General features: G+C 64.9%; 12 protein-coding genes and 4 pseudogenes. 13 read left to right on the top strand and 3 right to left on the bottom strand.

Features of this window, described 5'->3' with window-relative positions; genetic code table 11:
• The first annotated feature begins 440 nt into the window (after positions 1 to 440).
• The 6 genes and pseudogenes from EV691_RS22125 to EV691_RS22095 all read left to right on the top strand — a co-directional run bounded on the left by EV691_RS22125 (position 441) and on the right by EV691_RS22095 (position 4,657).
• The gene (locus EV691_RS22125; protein WP_131301499.1) at positions 441 to 1,451 is read left to right on the top strand and encodes a zinc-binding dehydrogenase; all 1,011 of its coding nucleotides are present in this window, start codon (positions 441 to 443) and stop codon (positions 1,449 to 1,451) included.
• 13 nt (positions 1,452 to 1,464) lie between these two features.
• Entirely contained in the window at positions 1,465 to 2,253 is a 789-nt protein-coding gene (locus EV691_RS22120; protein ID WP_040107305.1) for an SDR family oxidoreductase, read from the top strand.
• An 82-nt stretch (positions 2,254 to 2,335) separates the two neighbouring features.
• Positions 2,336 to 2,779 carry an SRPBCC family protein gene (locus EV691_RS22115; RefSeq protein WP_227028917.1) on the top strand — a complete coding sequence of 148 codons (444 nt, stop codon included), beginning with the start codon at positions 2,336 to 2,338 and terminating at the stop codon, positions 2,777 to 2,779.
• A pseudogene (locus tag EV691_RS22110) lies at positions 2,776 to 3,183 on the top strand (oxidoreductase); the annotation flags it as partial. The gene EV691_RS22115 and the pseudogene EV691_RS22110, both read left to right, overlap by 4 nt.
• Positions 3,184 to 3,268: 85 nt before the next feature.
• A pseudogene (locus EV691_RS22105) lies at positions 3,269 to 3,367 on the top strand (integrase core domain-containing protein); the annotation flags it as partial.
• A gap of 384 nt (positions 3,368 to 3,751) precedes the next feature.
• Positions 3,752 to 4,657: a cyclase family protein gene (locus EV691_RS22095; RefSeq protein WP_242672642.1), complete on the top strand. Its 906-nt coding sequence runs from the start codon at positions 3,752 to 3,754 to the stop codon at positions 4,655 to 4,657.
• Positions 4,658 to 4,998: 341 nt separating this feature from the next.
• Here the strand turns inward: EV691_RS22095 and EV691_RS22090 are convergent.
• Positions 4,999 to 5,211: pseudogene (locus EV691_RS22090) on the bottom strand (DoxX family protein); the annotation flags it as partial.
• A gap of 55 nt (positions 5,212 to 5,266) precedes the next feature.
• Positions 5,267 to 5,920 carry a hydrolase gene (locus tag EV691_RS22085; RefSeq protein WP_131301495.1) on the bottom strand — a complete coding sequence of 218 codons (654 nt, stop codon included), beginning with the start codon at positions 5,918 to 5,920 and terminating at the stop codon, positions 5,267 to 5,269.
• A 264-nt stretch (positions 5,921 to 6,184) separates the two neighbouring features.
• On the opposite strand from EV691_RS22085, the gene EV691_RS22080 reads away from it, so the two are divergent.
• Positions 6,185 to 7,126 carry a GlxA family transcriptional regulator gene (locus EV691_RS22080; RefSeq protein ID WP_131301497.1) on the top strand — a complete coding sequence of 314 codons (942 nt, stop codon included), beginning with the start codon at positions 6,185 to 6,187 and terminating at the stop codon, positions 7,124 to 7,126.
• Positions 7,127 to 7,318: 192 nt separating this feature from the next.
• Complete coding sequence (locus EV691_RS22075) at positions 7,319 to 8,698, top strand: ATP-binding protein (protein ID WP_131301493.1); 1,380 nt, start codon at positions 7,319 to 7,321, stop codon at positions 8,696 to 8,698.
• Here the strand turns inward: EV691_RS22075 and EV691_RS22070 are convergent.
• Positions 8,664 to 9,026, bottom strand: coding sequence for a helix-turn-helix domain-containing protein (locus EV691_RS22070; protein ID WP_052264079.1), 363 nt, complete (start codon positions 9,024 to 9,026; stop codon positions 8,664 to 8,666). The two genes, EV691_RS22075 and EV691_RS22070, sit on opposite strands and share 35 nt — an antisense overlap.
• 170 nt (positions 9,027 to 9,196) lie before the next feature.
• On the opposite strand from EV691_RS22070, the gene EV691_RS22065 reads away from it, so the two are divergent.
• From EV691_RS22065 to EV691_RS22045, 5 genes and pseudogenes are all read left to right on the top strand, one after another.
• The gene (locus EV691_RS22065) at positions 9,197 to 9,766 is read left to right on the top strand and encodes a putative antibiotic biosynthesis monooxygenase (protein ID WP_040107308.1); all 570 of its coding nucleotides are present in this window, start codon (positions 9,197 to 9,199) and stop codon (positions 9,764 to 9,766) included.
• A 69-nt stretch (positions 9,767 to 9,835) separates the two neighbouring features.
• Complete coding sequence (locus EV691_RS22060; protein WP_040107309.1) at positions 9,836 to 10,669, top strand: alpha/beta fold hydrolase; 834 nt, start codon at positions 9,836 to 9,838, stop codon at positions 10,667 to 10,669.
• Entirely contained in the window at positions 10,666 to 12,507 is a 1,842-nt protein-coding gene (locus EV691_RS22055; RefSeq protein WP_040107310.1) for an amidohydrolase, read from the top strand. Before EV691_RS22060 ends, EV691_RS22055 begins: the two co-directional genes overlap by 4 nt.
• Positions 12,508 to 12,996: 489 nt before the next feature.
• Positions 12,997 to 15,096 (top strand): annotated as a pseudogene (katG, locus tag EV691_RS22050) (catalase/peroxidase HPI); the annotation flags it as partial.
• Between the two features lie 317 nt (positions 15,097 to 15,413).
• Positions 15,414 to 15,637 (top strand): type II toxin-antitoxin system Phd/YefM family antitoxin (locus tag EV691_RS22045; RefSeq protein ID WP_131837568.1); only part of this gene is annotated, 224 nt, incomplete at its 3' end.

Below are 15,637 nucleotides of genomic sequence, written 5' to 3'. Positions count from 1 at the left end.
GAAGCTGAAGCGACGTATTATCGACAACTCGACGAGTCAGCCCTGGCGGCATGACTCACACCAAAGAGCCTCCGAGATTCCCGGGGCGGTTCAGTTACCCCGAGGGCTGCAGTGTGAATGAGATGCTCGGAAGGCAATGCCGAACAGGGTCAACTCATGAGTTGAATTCAAATCTATTGTTACGAGTCACTCATTTTTCCGACCAGCCATCGCAGGGATACTGCCGGCCTCACCAAACGATATTGCGGGGCTGCCTGTCGGTTACCCCATCACTTGGCCATCCTCCAAAATGTCAAAAAACGCACCCTTTCCCTCGCTATGCATGACCCTCTGCACCGCCTTAGTGTTAGGACAGGCAATGGAGTCAACCCCAGCCGCCGATTGGCTCCTCTTCGTACTCGGCCAGTCTCTATCCACTGACGAGGAAGGGAAAGAACATGCTGCACACTGATTACGTGGCCTGGAGCTGGACGCCGGGCCTGGGGATCGACGGCCTGCGGCGGGTCCGCCGGTCCCTGCCGCACCCCGCCGCGGGCGAGGTCCTGATCGCCAACCGGGCGCTGGCGCTGAACCCGGTCGACTGGAAAATGATCGAGTGGGGCCATCCGGCCTGGCGCGAGGGACAGGTACCTGGCGTCGATGGCGTGGGCGTGGTGACGGCCGCTGGCAATGGTGTCGATATCGTTCCGGGAACCCGCGTCGCCTATCACCAGGCGCTTGGGCGGGACGGTAGCTTCGCCGAATACTGCCGCGTCGAGGCCGCCACCGTTCTGCGGGTGCCGGCCGCTCTCGATGACGCCGCGGCCGCCTGCCTGCCCTGTCCCGGCCTGACCACCTGGCAGGCGCTGGAAAAGGTCCCACCCGCGCCCGGGCGCGACGTGCTGGTGGTCGGGGCCGGTGGTGCGGTCGGCCTGTTCCTCGTCCAGCTCGCCCTGCAACGCGGTTGGCGCGTCTGGGCCACTGCTGCGCCGTGTCATCACCGGCGGCTGCTCGGGCTGGGCGTCGTGGGAGTGTTCGACTATCGGCAAGGCGACTGGGCGTCCGTCCTGCGGGAGCGCCTGGGTGAGCGCCGGCTGTACGCGCTGTTCGACACGGTCAGCGGCCGGCATGCTGCGACGCTCGCGCCGCTGCTGGGCTACAACGGACATCTGGTTTGCATCCAGGACCGCCAGGAGACGGCCCCCCTGCCGGCCTTCGGCACCGCCCTCTCGCTGCACGAGGTCGCTCTGAACAGCGTTCACGCGCATGGCAGCCGCATCGACCGGCAGGAGCTGCGTCAGGCCGGGGAACGGTTGCTGCAGGCGTTGGCCGACGGCAGCCTGTTGGCTCCGGATCGCCGTGTCTTCGCTTTCGATGCCTTGCCAAATGCCCTGCGGGCGCTCAAAGGCGGGAGCGGTGGAAAATGGGTCGCGCAGTTGCAAGCTGCGCCGACCACCCAACATGAGCTGTAAGAGGAAAATCGCTATGGATCTCGGTATCGCCGGACGCTGGGCGCTGGTCTGCGCTTCCAGCAAAGGACTCGGCAAGGGCTGCGCGATGGCCTTGGCCCGAGAAGGGGTGAACCTAGTCGTTAATGCCCGCGGCAGCGAGGCGCTGGAGGCGACGGCGGCGGAACTGCGCGCCCTGCATCCGGCGATCAAGGTGCGCAGCGTGGCCGGCGACATCGGCCGCAACGAGGTGCGCCGGGCCGCGCTGGATGCCTGCCCACAGGTCGATATCCTGGTCAACAATGCCGGCGGGCCGCCGCCGGGTGACTTCCGCGACTGGACTCGCGAAGACTGGCTGCGGGCCGTGGAGGCCAACATGCTCACGCCAATCGAGCTGATCCGGTCTACGGTGGACGGCATGGCCGCACGCGGCTTCGGCCGGGTGGTAAACATCACCTCGGCGGCGGTGAAGGCGCCGATCGACATCCTCGGCCTCTCTAACGGTGCGCGCAGCGGTCTGACCGGCTTCGTCGCCGGCCTGGCCCGCCAGCCCAACCTGGCCGGACGCAACGTGACGCTCAACAACCTGCTGCCTGGGGCCTTCGACACCGAGCGCTTGCGCCAGACTCTGAGCACCACCGCTCAAGCCTCGGCGCAAAGCCCCGAGGCCATCGGCGAGCAGCGCCGCCGGGGCATTCCGGCTGGCCGCTTCGGGTCCTCCGACGAGTTCGGCGCCTTCTGCGCCTTTCTCTGCAGCGTCCACGCCGGCTACATGACCGGCCAGAATCTGTTGCTCGACGGCGGCCATTATCCCGGCACCTTCTGAGCCGAGCCGGTATCGTGGCTGGCCACACAGGGTCGGCCCCTTCCGGAGATCCCGCTATCTTCGTCCAAAAAGGAATCGAAAATTGAAAGCGATCGATGTCAGTGTTTCCATAAGCATCGCCCGCCCAGCTGAACAGGTCTGGTTGCTTCTCGGCGGATTCGACCTTCTGCCCCGCTGGGTCGACTCCATCGCCAGCAGCCGGCTCGACGACGGCGGGCGCCTGCGTTATCTGGAAATGGCCGACGGGGTGGTTATCATCGAGCGCCTGCTGGAGTTCAGCGAGAGCGAGCGCCACTACAGCTATGCCCTGCTCGAAGGCCCACTCCCCGTATCCGACTATCTCGGCCGGGTATCCGTCCGTGACGATGGAGAGGGCCGCTCGCTGGCGACTTGGTCCAGCCGCTTTCGCAGCGAAAAGGCCAACGAGGTCGAGATAGCCACAGACCTCGAGAGCTTTTATCGCACCGGCCTGGAGCGGCTGAAAGCGATGTTCGAAGCGCAGCAGCCGGTCACGGGGGCTTCATGAACGCCTGCAGGCGCGGGACCATGAAGTCGAGGAAGTTGCCCAATCGCATTGTCATGCCGCCGATGACTCGCTCACGGGCCAGCCAATCCGGCGATGAGGCAAACGAACTGATGGCAGAGTATTACGCACAACGTGCAAGCGCCGGCCTGATCGTCAGCGAGGGCACCTGGATTTCGCCGATGGGCAAAGGCTATGCGTTGACCCCTGGCATCTACACCCAGGCCCAGATCGCCGGCTGGCTCAAGGTCACCGACGCGATGCACGCTACCGGTGGGCGCATGTTCGCCCAGCTCTGGCACGTCGGGCGACTCAGCCACACCAGCTTACTAAGCGGCCGCACACCGGTGTCCTCTTTGGCGATCCAAGCTGAGGATGTCAAGGTGTTCATCGACAAGGACGGCCAGCCCGGTTTCGTTCAAGGAAATCCTGAAAAAGACTTCCCGATTCTGCTGAAATACACTCGATCCCTTGCCCGAGTTTCCCGATGAAGCAGCTGCCTTCCAGCATTACAACGAGGAGCATCCGCACAGCGCCTTGAACTACCGCTCGCCTCGGGAGTTCAGGCGGATAACCGCAACATCAACTTAACGGGGTTGCGGTGTCCGGTTTGATAGGGACAAGTCCAGGCTGTCTGTGTAGTTCGTTTATTTATAATGTAGGTTTGTGTGCGGCGAGGCCATGCTGTCGCGCCTGCCGGCGAAGTTCCCAACATATCAATTAGATAAAGGACTAACCAAACAGGCCACTAGGGTTGGGCTGACCTGATTGGCTTTGGTCGCCCATTCGTGGCCAATCCGGACTTACCTGAACGCCTACGCGTGGGCGCCGTACTGACTGAGCATCATCGCGAAACGCTGTTTGGCGGCGATGCCAAAGGCCTTACTGATTATCCGACGCTGACTCCAGTCAGCCTCTAGTCATGCAATGAAGGTGACATCTGTGAACCACATTAAACGCCTCGCGCTCGCCTCAATGATTGGTCTGGCTAGCCATGCCGCCGTTGCGGCCGACTGGTATCCATCGGCCTATGGCCCGAACGACGAAATCGGTGCAGCGAACCTACTCACCCCGGATGTAGTGAGGGAAGCAGTCAAGCTAGTGAAGACCGGCAAAACCTATCCTCTCGCCGTTCCCGTGAACAAGGACCTACCGGCGTTTCGTCACCGTAGTTTCAAACTCTACAATGTCCAGCCGGGCGAGCAGGCTGGACTGACCCTCGGGCCGAACAAATTCAGCTTAAACGACGAACTGGTCAACGCCTGGACAGGTGTCGGCACCCAGCTCAATGGCATCGGCCATATCGGCATCGACAACGTTTATTATAATGGCAACAAGGCAGCTGACTTCGTCACTGTCGAAGGGGTGACAAAACTTGGCATCGAGAAGGTGCCGCCGTTGGTCACCCGTGGTGTAGTTCTGGATATGACTGCGCATTACGGAAAAAGCATCGTGCCGGGCGGCACCGAATTCACTGTTGCCGATATCAAGGCGGTGCTGGAGAAGCAGGGCGTCTCCCTGCGCAAGGGCGATGTAGTGCTGTTTAACACTGGCTGGCTGGAGTTGATCGGCAAGGACGACAAACAGTTCCTCGCCGTGGAACCTGGTATCGGTATGGAGGCCGCCCAGTGGCTAGCCGACCAGGGCATCGTTGCGTTCGGCGGTGATACTTGGGCCTCGGAAGTTTATCCTAATCCATCTGGAAATGAAGAATTCCCAGTCAACCAGTTCATGCTGGCCAAACGCGGTATCTACAATCTAGAGCTGATCGACAGCCGTGCCTTGGTGCGTGACAAAGCATGGGAGTTTTTATTCGTACTTGGACAGCCGCTTTATGTGGGCTCCACCCAAGTCAATATCAATCCAGTGGCGATCCGATGAACTCACATGCATAAGGAACTGAAAAAGCCCCACTTTCACGAGATCACATGCCCTGTAAGCCAGATGGTTACTGGCTTGTGATTTTCAGAAAAAGTCTTTTTAGATCATCCCTCCTACTGTGTCATAAATGCGCTAACTTATTGATGTATCGAGAAAAACTCTTGCTTACCGGTGATAGAAAATCTCTTTTAAATCCGGGGCTTATCTATTTTTATGACACAGTAATACTAAGGTCCCACAGACCATCAAAAACGATGGTTTTCCGAAAATTCCAGACACAGCAAGGGCTTGTAAGGCAGGCGCAGGGCCTAAGTGCGGTTTCGGTTCCGTTGCTCCCCAAACCCCAGGATCAGCAGCAGCGGGCAGAGCACTTCGGCGAACACGGCCAGCGCCAGGGTCGGCGCGGCGCCAAGGCCAAAGGGATCTTCGATGCGTTGCAGTTCGCTTTGCCAGTGCAGCAGCTTGGGCAGGCCATGCACTTGGAGGAGCAGCAGGGCTGCGCCAACGCGCATGAACAGTAATGCCCAGACGCTGGAACGGTCGATCGGAGACATGGGATGCACCACGGAAAAGGAAAAGGGAGCGGCGGCGCTGCTCCCTTGCTCGGGCTCAGTGGCCTTCGCTGGCGTTGAACATGGTCTTGGCGTAGATCAGGCCCAGGCCGTAGGCGCCGCCGTGCTCGATGGAGGTCTTCACGGTCTGGTCGTAGGTCTCGCCACGGGCCCAGTCGCGCTGCAGTTCCAGCAAGTACTGCAGGGAGGTCATCGGGCGCGCGCCGAGTTGGATCATTCGTTGCAAGGCCATTTCGTGGGCCTCGGTGGAGACGTCGCCGCAGGCGTCGGCGATGACGTAGACCTCGAAGCCCTGGTCGATGGCCGACAGCGCCGGACCGACGATGCAGACGGAGGTCCACAGGCCCGCCAGGGCGATCTTCTGCTTGCCGAACTTGTTCACTTCCACGGCAATGCGCGGGTCTTCCCAGGTGTTCATGCTGGTGCGGTCGATGACCTTGTGCTCGGGGAAGACCGACTTGATCTCGTCGAAGATCGGGCCGGAGAAGCTCTTCTCGGCGACGGTGGTGAGGATGGTGGAGACGCCGAATTCCTTCGCCGCCTTGGACACCAGGGCGGCGTTGTTGCGCAGGGTCATCGCATCGATCGACTTGGTCGCGAAGGACATCTGCGACTGGTGGTCAATCATGATCAGGGTGTGGTCGGTGGGGTTGAGCAGGGTCTTGCCGGGAACGGCCGAGGCGGTCGCCATGGGAGTGTCTCCTTGAGGTGTGGTGCGCAGCGGTTGCGCAAGGAACACCGGCACGGGGCCGGCGGATATGGGCTGACTATGGGGCCGGCGCCCCCCTGTTTATTGGACCTGTGTGCTCGCGGCGGGAGCAGACAATGATGCAAATGTTCGATACGCGCCGAAGCGGCGCGGCTACAGTGACGCCCCTGGAAAACGGGCGCGCCTTGCCACCGGCCCCGCGCGCGTGATTGAGTGAAGGAGACAGCAGTGAAGAAGACAGTGGCCATGGTGCTTTACGAGGATGTCTTGGCGCTGGATGTGACGGGGCCGCTGGAGGTGTTTTCCATGGCCAACCGCTACCTGCCGCCGGAGCACCACTATCGGTTGCTCACGGTGGCGGCGGAGCGCGACCGGGTGCGCGCCTCCAGCGGGCTGGCGCTGGAGGCGGACCTGCACATCGACGACTTGCCGGCGGGCGTGGACCTGCTGCTGGTGCCCGGCGGGCCGGGCGCGTACAACGGCGACACCTCGCTGTTGTCCGCCTGGCTGGCGCAGGCGGCGCGCAGCGCGAAACGCTACGGAGCGGTGTGCACCGGGGCCTTCATCCTGGGGGCGGCGGGGCTGCTCGACGGCTACCGTTGCACCACCCACTGGAACTACCTGGAGCGACTGGCGCAGCGCTGCCCCCACACCCAGGTACAGGCCGAGCGCATCTACGTCATCGACCGCAACCTGATCACTTCCGGAGGCGTCACGGCCGGCATCGACATGGCCCTGGCGGTGGTCGCCGAGGATCACGGCAAGGACATCGCCCTGGAAGTCGCCAAGGTGCTGCTGGTGGTGCTCAAGCGCCAGGGCGGGCAGGCGCCGTTCGGTCCGCTGCTGGCGTCGGTGGTGCGCGACGGCTCGGCCATTGCCCGCACCCAGGCCTACGTGGTGGACCACATCGACGAGCCCCTGACGGTCAATCGCCTCGCCGAGCTGGTGGCCATGAGCCCGCGCAACTTCTCCCGCGCCTTCCAGCGCGAGACCAGGCTGACGCCCATGCAGTACGTACAGAGCGCACGCATCGACCATGCGCGCAGGCTGCTGGAGAGCAGCGACCTGCCGTTGAAGCTGGTGGCCTGCCGCAGCGGCTTCGGCAGCGCTCGGCACATGCGTTCGGTGTTCGGCGAGCGGATCGGCATGACGCCGAGCCAGTATCGCGAGCAGTTCGGCTGCGCCTGAGCGCGAAGGGCGGTTCTGACCGTCCGGCGTACCCATCTTGGCCGGATCGTTCCCCCCGGATGAATTGCACTGTCACACGGGCGCGGGAAAATAGCCCGATCCATCATCAGGGGCGCGTCACCTCGGTTCGAACCAGATCGCCTGAAGGCCCAGTAGTGGAGCGATCCGTTTGAACCATGACGTGAGCAGGACATGAGCGCAACCACTGAGCCCGGCACCGAGACCATCCTGCAGTTCGGCCGCTTCCAGTTCCATCCATACCGCCGCCAGCTGTTGCAGGGCGACCGCCCGGTGCGCATCGGCAGCCGGGCGCTGGACATCCTCCACGTGCTGATCCGCCAGCCCGGGGAAATCATCGGCAAGGACGCGATCATCGCCCAGGTCTGGGGCGATACCGTGGTCGAGGAAGTCAACCTGCGCGTGCACATCGCCGCCCTGCGCCGCGCCCTGGGCGAGGGGCGCACCGGCGAGCGCTACATCGCCAACGTGCCCTTGCGCGGCTACGGCTTCGTCGAGGTGGTGGAGACCCTGGTCGCGCCGCGGCAACCCCTGGCGTCCCCCTGTGCGATGCGCACCAGCAACCTGCCGGTCCTGCTGATGGGGCTGATCGGCCGCCAGGTGCTGATCCAGCGCGTGGTGAACCAGCTGCCGCACACCCGCCTGCTGACCCTGGCCGGGCCTGGCGGTATCGGCAAGACCTCCTTGGCAATCCAGGCCGCCGAGCAGTCGGGCGCGCACTTCCCGCGGATGTGCTTCCTCGACCTGTCGAGCGATCCGGACGGCATCTCCCTCAGCCAGAACCTCGCCGTGCTGCTGCGCGAGCCGGTGGACGAGCCGACCCTGCTGCTCTTGGACAACTGCGAACACCTTACCGAGCGCTGCGCCGAGGCCGCCGAGCACCTGTTGCGCCTGCACCCGCGGCTGAACATCCTCGCCACCAGCCGCGAACCGCTGCGTGCCGAAGGCGAGCACGTGCTGCGCCTGCCGCCGCTGGAGGTGCCCGAGCGCGACGACGCGCCCCTGGCGCTGGCCATGTGCAGCTCGGCGGTGCAGCTGTTCGTGACGCGCGCGCGGGAGGTCTGCGACCGCTTCGACCTCAAGCCCGACCAAGTGCGAGCCATCATCGCCATCTGCCGGCGCCTGGACGGCATTCCCCTGGCCATCGAAATGGCCGCGCGGCAGGTGGGCGTCCTCGGCCTCAGCGGACTGCCAGCGCTGCTGGAGACGCCGCTGCAATTGCTCATGCCGGGGCGGCGCACCGCCCCGGAGCGGCAGCAAAGCCTGCGGGCGACCTACGACTGGAGCTTCGGCCTGCTCAGCGCCGCCGAACAGCGCTGCCTGCGCCTGCTGGCATCCCTGGGGGAAGCCTTCACCCTGGACACGGCGGTGGACTCGCTGCACGGCACCCGGCTTTGTCGTGAATGCATCTTCGCCGCTGTGCACCAGTTGGCGGACAAGTCGCTGCTGTGGATCGAGCAGGACGAGCGCGGGGTGAGCTACCGGGTGCCGCACACCGTCCGCGCCTACATGCAGCAGGTCAGCCCGCCAGACGCTGCCAGCCCAGTGGCGTGACGCCTTCCAGGCGGGTGAAGATGCGGCAGAAGTGCGCCTGGTCGCAGAACCCGCACTCCAGCCCGATCTCCGCCAGCGGCAACCGTGCCTCGGCCAGCAGCCGCTTGGCCTTCTCCACCCGCTGGCGGCGCAACCAGGCCTGTGGCGTCGCCCCGGTGCTGACCTTGAACTTGCGGGTGAAATCGCTGCGCGAGAGCGCGCAGGCCCGGGCGAGGACGGTCACCTCGATGCCCGCGTCCAGATGCTCCAGCAACAGCGCCAGGGCGCGTTCCAACTGCCAGGACGCAAGGCCCCGGCGGACATGTCTGGCGAGGTCGGCATGGGACACGGCTGGGCACTCCGGCGGACGGTGGGGGACCCAGCATCTGCAAAGGCGCCGGAGGCGGCGAGTTAAAGCGGGTTAAACCTGGTTAATGGCGGTGATGCAGCACATGCGTCCAATGCACTGCCGGTGAGCACCGTCATAGTGGTGCGACTCTCATCAGCCGCGAGGCCGCCATGGCCGCCGATGCCATCGATCTGAACAGCGTGGTGACCCTGGTGGTGCACCACAAGGTGCGCCGCCAGGCCCTGGCCAGCTACGAGGCCTGGCTGCGCCGCACCGTGGCGGCCGCGCGCCTGCAGCCCGGCCACCTGGGCGTCAACGTGATCCGTCCGGACAGCGGCGGCGCGATGTTCACCACCGTGGTGCGCTTCGCCCAGGCCGCGCAATTGCAGGCCTGGATCGATTCCGCCGAGCGCGCGGCGCTGGTCCGTGAAGTGTCGCCGTTGCTGGAGGAGGGCGACCATCCGCTGATCCACAACGACGCCGAGTTCTGGTTCACCCCGGCGCGTGGCGGCGTTCGCCCGCCGCCGAAATGGAAGCAGGCGATGCTCACCTACGCGGTGATCTGCCCGCTGACCATGGTCATCCCGCGCCTATGGGCGCCCGTGTTCGAGCGCTACCCGGCACTGGCCGGGGTGGTGCCGAGCAACCTGCTGGTCACCCTGTGCATCGTGGTGCCGGTGGTGTTCCTGATCATGCCCTGGGTCACCCGCCTGTGCGCGGGCTGGCTCAGCGCCGACTGATTTCCCTCCGCGGCGCCATGCCGGCGCCCCTTCCCACAGCGACCTGCAGCGCAGGCAGAGGAGTTGTCCATGAGCACTTTCGTAACCCGCGACGGCACCGAGATCTACTACAAGGACTGGGGCAGCGGCAAACCCGTGCTGTTCAGCCATGGCTGGCCGCTGGATGGCGACATGTGGGAATACCAGATGGAGTACCTGAGCAGCCGCGGCTACCGCACCATCGCCTTCGACCGTCGTGGCTTCGGCCGTTCCAGCCAGCCGTGGAGCGGCTACGACTACGACACCTTCGCTGATGACATCGCCCGCCTGATCGAGCACCTGGACCTGCGCGACGTGACCCTGGTCGGCTTCTCCATGGGCGGCGGCGACGTCAGCCGCTACATCGGCCGCCATGGCACCCCCCGCGTGGCCGGGCTGGTCCTGCTGGGCGCGGTGACACCGATCTTCGGTCGCAGCGCCGACTTCCCGCAGGGCGTGGAAACCGCCGTGTTCGACGGCATCAAGGCCAGTCTGCTGAAGGACCGCGCGCAGTTCATCGCCAACTTCGCCGCTCCCTTCTACGGCACCAACCATGGCCAGACCGTCTCCGATGGCGTGCTGACCCAGACTCTGAACATCGCCCTGATGGCATCGCTCAAAGGCACCCTAGACTGCGTCACCGCGTTCTCGGAAACCGACTTCCGCGCGGACCTGGCCAAGGTGGACGTGCCGACCTTGGTAATCCACGGCGACGATGACCAGATCGTGCCCTTCGAGACCACCGGCAAGCTGGCCGCCGAGCAGATCCCGGGCGCCGAGCTCAAGGTGTATGCCGGCGCGCCCCATGGCTTCGCCGTCACCCACGCGCAGCAGCTCAACGAAGACCTGCTGGCCTTCCTGCAGCGCGGAGGAATCCGAGCATGAGCAACGCTGACCTGATCCTGTTCAACGGCAAGCTGCACACCGTCGATTCCGAGCGCCCGCAGGCCACCGCCGTGGCCATCGCCGATGGCAAGTTCCTCGCCGTGGGCAGCGACGCTGAAGTGATGGCCTACCGCGACGGGTCCACCCGGCTGGTGGACCTCAACCGCCGCACCGTCATCCCCGGCCTCAACGACTCGCACCTGCACCTGATCCGCGGCGGCCTGAACTACAACCTGGAACTGCGCTGGGAGGGCGTGCCGTCGCTGTCCGACGCGCTGGAGATGCTGCGCCTGCAGGCCCAGCGCACACCCTCGCCGCAGTGGGTGCGCGTGGTCGGCGGCTGGAACGAATTCCAGTTCGCCGAGCGCCGCATGCCGACCCTCGAGGAATTGAACAAGGCGGCGCCGGATACCCCGGTGTTCGTCCTGCACCTCTATGACCGCGCGCTGCTCAACCGCGCCGCACTGCGCGTCGTCGGCTACACCAAGGACACGCCGAACCCGCCCGGCGGCGAGATCGTCCGAGACGGCAACGGTGAGCCCACCGGCATGCTGATCGCCCGCCCCAACGCGATGATCCTCTACGCAACCCTGGCCAAGGGACCGAAGCTGCCGCTGGAGTACCAGGTCAACTCCACCCGCCAGTTCATGCGCGAGCTCAACCGCCTGGGTCTGACCAGCGTGATCGACGCCGGCGGCGGCTTCCAGAACTACCCGGACGACTACCAGGTGATCCAGCAACTGGCCGACGCCGACCAGCTCACCGTGCGCATCGCCTACAACCTGTTCACCCAGAAGCCCAAGGAAGAGCTGGCCGACTTCAGGAACTGGACTTCCAGCGTGACCTACGGCCAGGGCACCGATTTCCTGCGCCACAACGGCGCCGGCGAGATGCTTGTGTTCTCCGCCGCCGACTTCGAGGACTTCCTCGAACCGCGCCCGGACCTGCCCGGCACCATGGAAGCCGAGTTGGAGCCGGTGGTTCGCCACCTGGTCGAACAGCGCTGGCCGTTCCGCCTGCACGCCACCTATGACGAGTCCATCTCGCGCATGCTCGACGTGTTCGAGAAGGTCGACCGCGACATTCCGTTCAACGGCCTGCCGTGGTTCTTCGACCATGCCGAGACCATCTCGCCGAAGAACATCGAGCGTGTTCGCGCCCTGGGCGGTGGCATCGCCATCCAGGACCGCATGGCCTTCCAGGGCGAGTATTTCGTCGACCGCTATGGCAGCAAGGCCGCCGAAGCCACACCGCCGATCAAGCGCATGCTGGCCGAAGGCGTGCCGGTGGGCGCCGGCACCGACGCCACCCGTGTGTCCAGCTACAACCCCTGGACCTCGCTGTACTGGATGGTCAGCGGCAAGACCGTGGGTGGCCTGTGCCTGTCCCCGGAGGGCCTGTCCCGCGAGGTGGCGATTCAGCTGTTCACCCACGGCAGCGCATGGTTCTCCAGCGAGCAAGGCAAGAAGGGCATGCTCAAGGCCGGCCAGCTGGCCGACTTGGCGGTGCTTTCCGAGGACTTCTTCAGCGTCGAGGAAGAGGCGATCAAGACCATCGAGTCGGTGCTCACCGTGGTGGGCGGCAAGATCGTCCATGCCGACCGCGAGTTCGACAAGCTGGCCCCGCCGAGCATCCCGGTGGTCCCGGAGTGGTCGCCGGTGGCCAAGGTGCCGGGCCACTGGCGCCCGCAGGTGCCGCTGCAGAAGGCCGTGCACCAGTGTGTCGGTTCCTGTGGCGTGCATGGCCACGCCCACGAGCGGGCGCGCACCAGGGACGTGCCGGTGAGCGACTTCGCCGGGTTCTGGGGGGCATTCGGCTGTTCCTGCTTCGCGTTCTGACGAGGCGGAATCGCCACCGCGCTACGTGATGGCGCCCTTCACAGGAGCGAGCGAACGGATTCACTGGCTTCTCCGGCGCTGGGACGGTTCGCGAGCCAGCTCGCTCCTACATCGGTTGATGCCGTGGTGCTAGCGGTCACGGGGCGCTCCCTCAACCTGAAGGGAGAGGGGACCTGGTCGGCGCGCGGTGTGCGGCAGGTGTTCGCTTGATGCTGCGGCCATGGGTGGAAGAGAAACCTGTAGGCCGCCTGGAAAGCGCCCTCTCCCCTCAGGGAGCGAGCTGGGGAGAGGGCTCTTGTGGCCGGGGCAACGCCAGCGAACCCGAGCCCCTCGATCCCCAGGGCTCGTCCTTGACAACACCTTGAGCCATTTTCCGCTCATAGCCTTTTACCCCCTGAACCGATCAATAACCGCAATAGCAGTGCGTCCCGCTGATGGGATGTGCGAAGACAGAGCGCCGGTGCATGAGCGCTGACAAAGGAGCCTGCAATGAGTGACGAAAAGAAAGCCAGCTGCCCGTTCCACCAGACGGCCGGTGGCGGTACGTCGAACCGTGACTGGTGGCCCAACCAGCTGAGACTGGACCTGCTGCACCAGCACTCTTCCAAGTCCGACCCTATGGGTGAGACGTTCAACTACGCGGAAGAATTCAAATCCCTCGACCTGGAGGCGGTGAAGGCCGACCTGCGCGCGGTGATGACCGACTCCCAGGACTGGTGGCCGGCCGACTTCGGCCACTACGGCCCGCTGTTCATCCGCATGGCCTGGCACGCCGCCGGCACCTACCGCATCGGCGACGGCCGTGGCGGCGCGGGGCGCGGCCAGCAGCGCTTCGCACCGCTCAACAGCTGGCCGGACAACGTCAGCCTGGACAAGGCGCGGCGGCTGATCTGGCCGGTCAAGCAGAAGTACGGGCGGAAAATTTCCTGGGCCGACCTGATCGTCCTCACCGGCAACGTGGCCCTGGAATCCATGGGCTTCAAGACCTTCGGCTTCGCCGGCGGCCGCGAGGACGTGTGGGAACCGGACCTGGACGTCTACTGGGGCAAGGAAACCACCTGGCTGGGCGGCGACAAGCGCTACTCCGGCGACCGCGAGCTGGAGAACCCGCTGGCCGCGGTGCAGATGGGCCTGATCTACGTGAACCCGGAAGGCCCGGGCGGCAATCCCGACCCGCTCGCGGCGGCCCGTGACATCCGCGAGACCTTCGCGCGCATGGCCATGGACGACGAGGAAACCGTCGCCCTGATCGCCGGCGGGCACACCTTCGGCAAGACCCATGGCGCCGGGCCGGCCTCCCATGTCGGCGCCGACCCGGAAGCCGCCGGCCTGGAGAACCAGGGCCTGGGCTGGGGCAGCTCGTTCGGCAGCGGCGCCGGCGGCGACGCCATCACCAGCGGCCTGGAAGTGACCTGGACCTCCACCCCGACGCGCTGGAGCAACAACTTCTTCTGGAACCTGTTCGGCTACGAGTGGGAACTGACCAGAAGCCCGGCGGGCGCCCACCAGTGGCAGCCCAAGCATGGCGCGGGCGCCGGCAGCATTCCCGATGCCCACGACAAAGAAAAGCGCCGCGCACCGTCGATGCTGACCACCGACATCTCCCTGCGCGTCGACCCGGCCTACGAGAAGATCTCCCGGCGCTTCTATGAGAACCCGGACCAGTTCGCCGACGCCTTCGCCCGCGCCTGGTTCAAGCTGACCCACCGCGACATGGGGCCGCGCGCCCGCTACCTGGGCCCGGAAGTGCCGGCCGAGGATCTGATCTGGCAGGACCCGATCCCGGCAGTGAACCACCCGCTGGTGGACGAGCAGGACGTCGCCGCGCTCAAGGCCAGGGTCCTCGCCTCGGGGCTCTCCGTTTCCGAACTGGTTTCCACCGCCTGGGCCTCGGCCTCGATCTTCCGCGGTTCCGACAAGCGCGGCGGCGCCAATGGCGCGCGCATCCGCCTGGCGCCGCAGAAGGACTGGCCGGTGAACCAGCCCGAACAGTTGGCCAGGGTGCTCGGCGTGCTGGAGGAAATCCAGGCCGAGTTCAACGCATCGAGTTCCGGTGGCAAGAAGATCTCCCTGGCCGACCTGATCGTCCTGGCTGGCGGTGCCGGTGTGGAGGAGGCTGCGCGCAAGGGCGGCCACCAGGTCACCGTGCCCTTTGCGCCGGGTCGCATGGACGCCAGCCAGGAGCAGACCGACGTGCACTCGGTGGGCATGCTGGAGCCGGTGGCCGATGCCTTCCGCAACTTCCTCAAGTCGAAGTTCGCCGTGCCCGCCGAGGCGCTGCTGGTCGACAAGGCCCAGCTGCTGACCCTGACCGCGCCGGAACTGACCGTGCTGATCGGCGGTCTGCGTGTGCTCGGCGCCAACACCGGCGGCTCGCAGAATGGCGTGTTCACCGAAAGGCCTGGCACCCTCAGCAACGATTTCTTCGTCAACCTGCTGGATATGGGCACGGTGTGGAAGCCGACCTCGGCGGAGAACGAGCAGTTCGAGGGCCGGGCCCGCAAGACCGGCGAGGCGAAGTGGAGCGCCAGCCGCATCGACCTGTTGCTGGGTTCAAACTCTCAGCTGCGGGCCTTGTCGTTCCTGTTCCGAGGAGAACGTTGCTGGCAGTCGCAAGACCTTCATCGGCCGACGGCAGACTGGGCCGCTTAATCTTACTGTGTCATAAAGCTAGACGTTCATCTGCTCGCTATTTTTCCGTCCGCAGCACGGACAGCGATCAAGACGACTCGCCAGCCGCTGGGCGATTAGCCAGCGCAAGGTCGTGATCGAGTTGGCTTGATGACGCTGGGGCCGCTGAGCGGCCCCGCGGAGCGTACTCGCTGGGTAAGGCAGATGGCGCGTTTTTTGTCGACGCTGATCTAAATTTAGTCTATAAATAGACTTCTTGAGCGCAGGACATTGCTATGAAAATCGAGACGATCAGCTTCTTGAAGAAGCACGCCGCATCGTTGGATCTGAGCGAGCCCATGGTGATCACCCAGAATGGTCTGCCCGCCTATGTCATCGAGTCCTATGCCGAACGCAAGCAGCGTGATGAGACGATTGCGCTCGTCAAGCTCCTGGCATTGGGTTCCCGCGACAAAGAGCAAGGCAAGCTGGTGTCGGGCGACACGCTCCTGGATCGGTT

The organism is Azotobacter chroococcum (genome assembly GCF_004339665.1).
In the GTDB taxonomy this organism is placed as follows: domain Bacteria; phylum Pseudomonadota; class Gammaproteobacteria; order Pseudomonadales; family Pseudomonadaceae; genus Azotobacter; species Azotobacter chroococcum.
The sequence above is the reverse complement of the archived record's forward strand: the minus strand, read 5'-3'. Positions and strand labels throughout refer to the sequence as shown.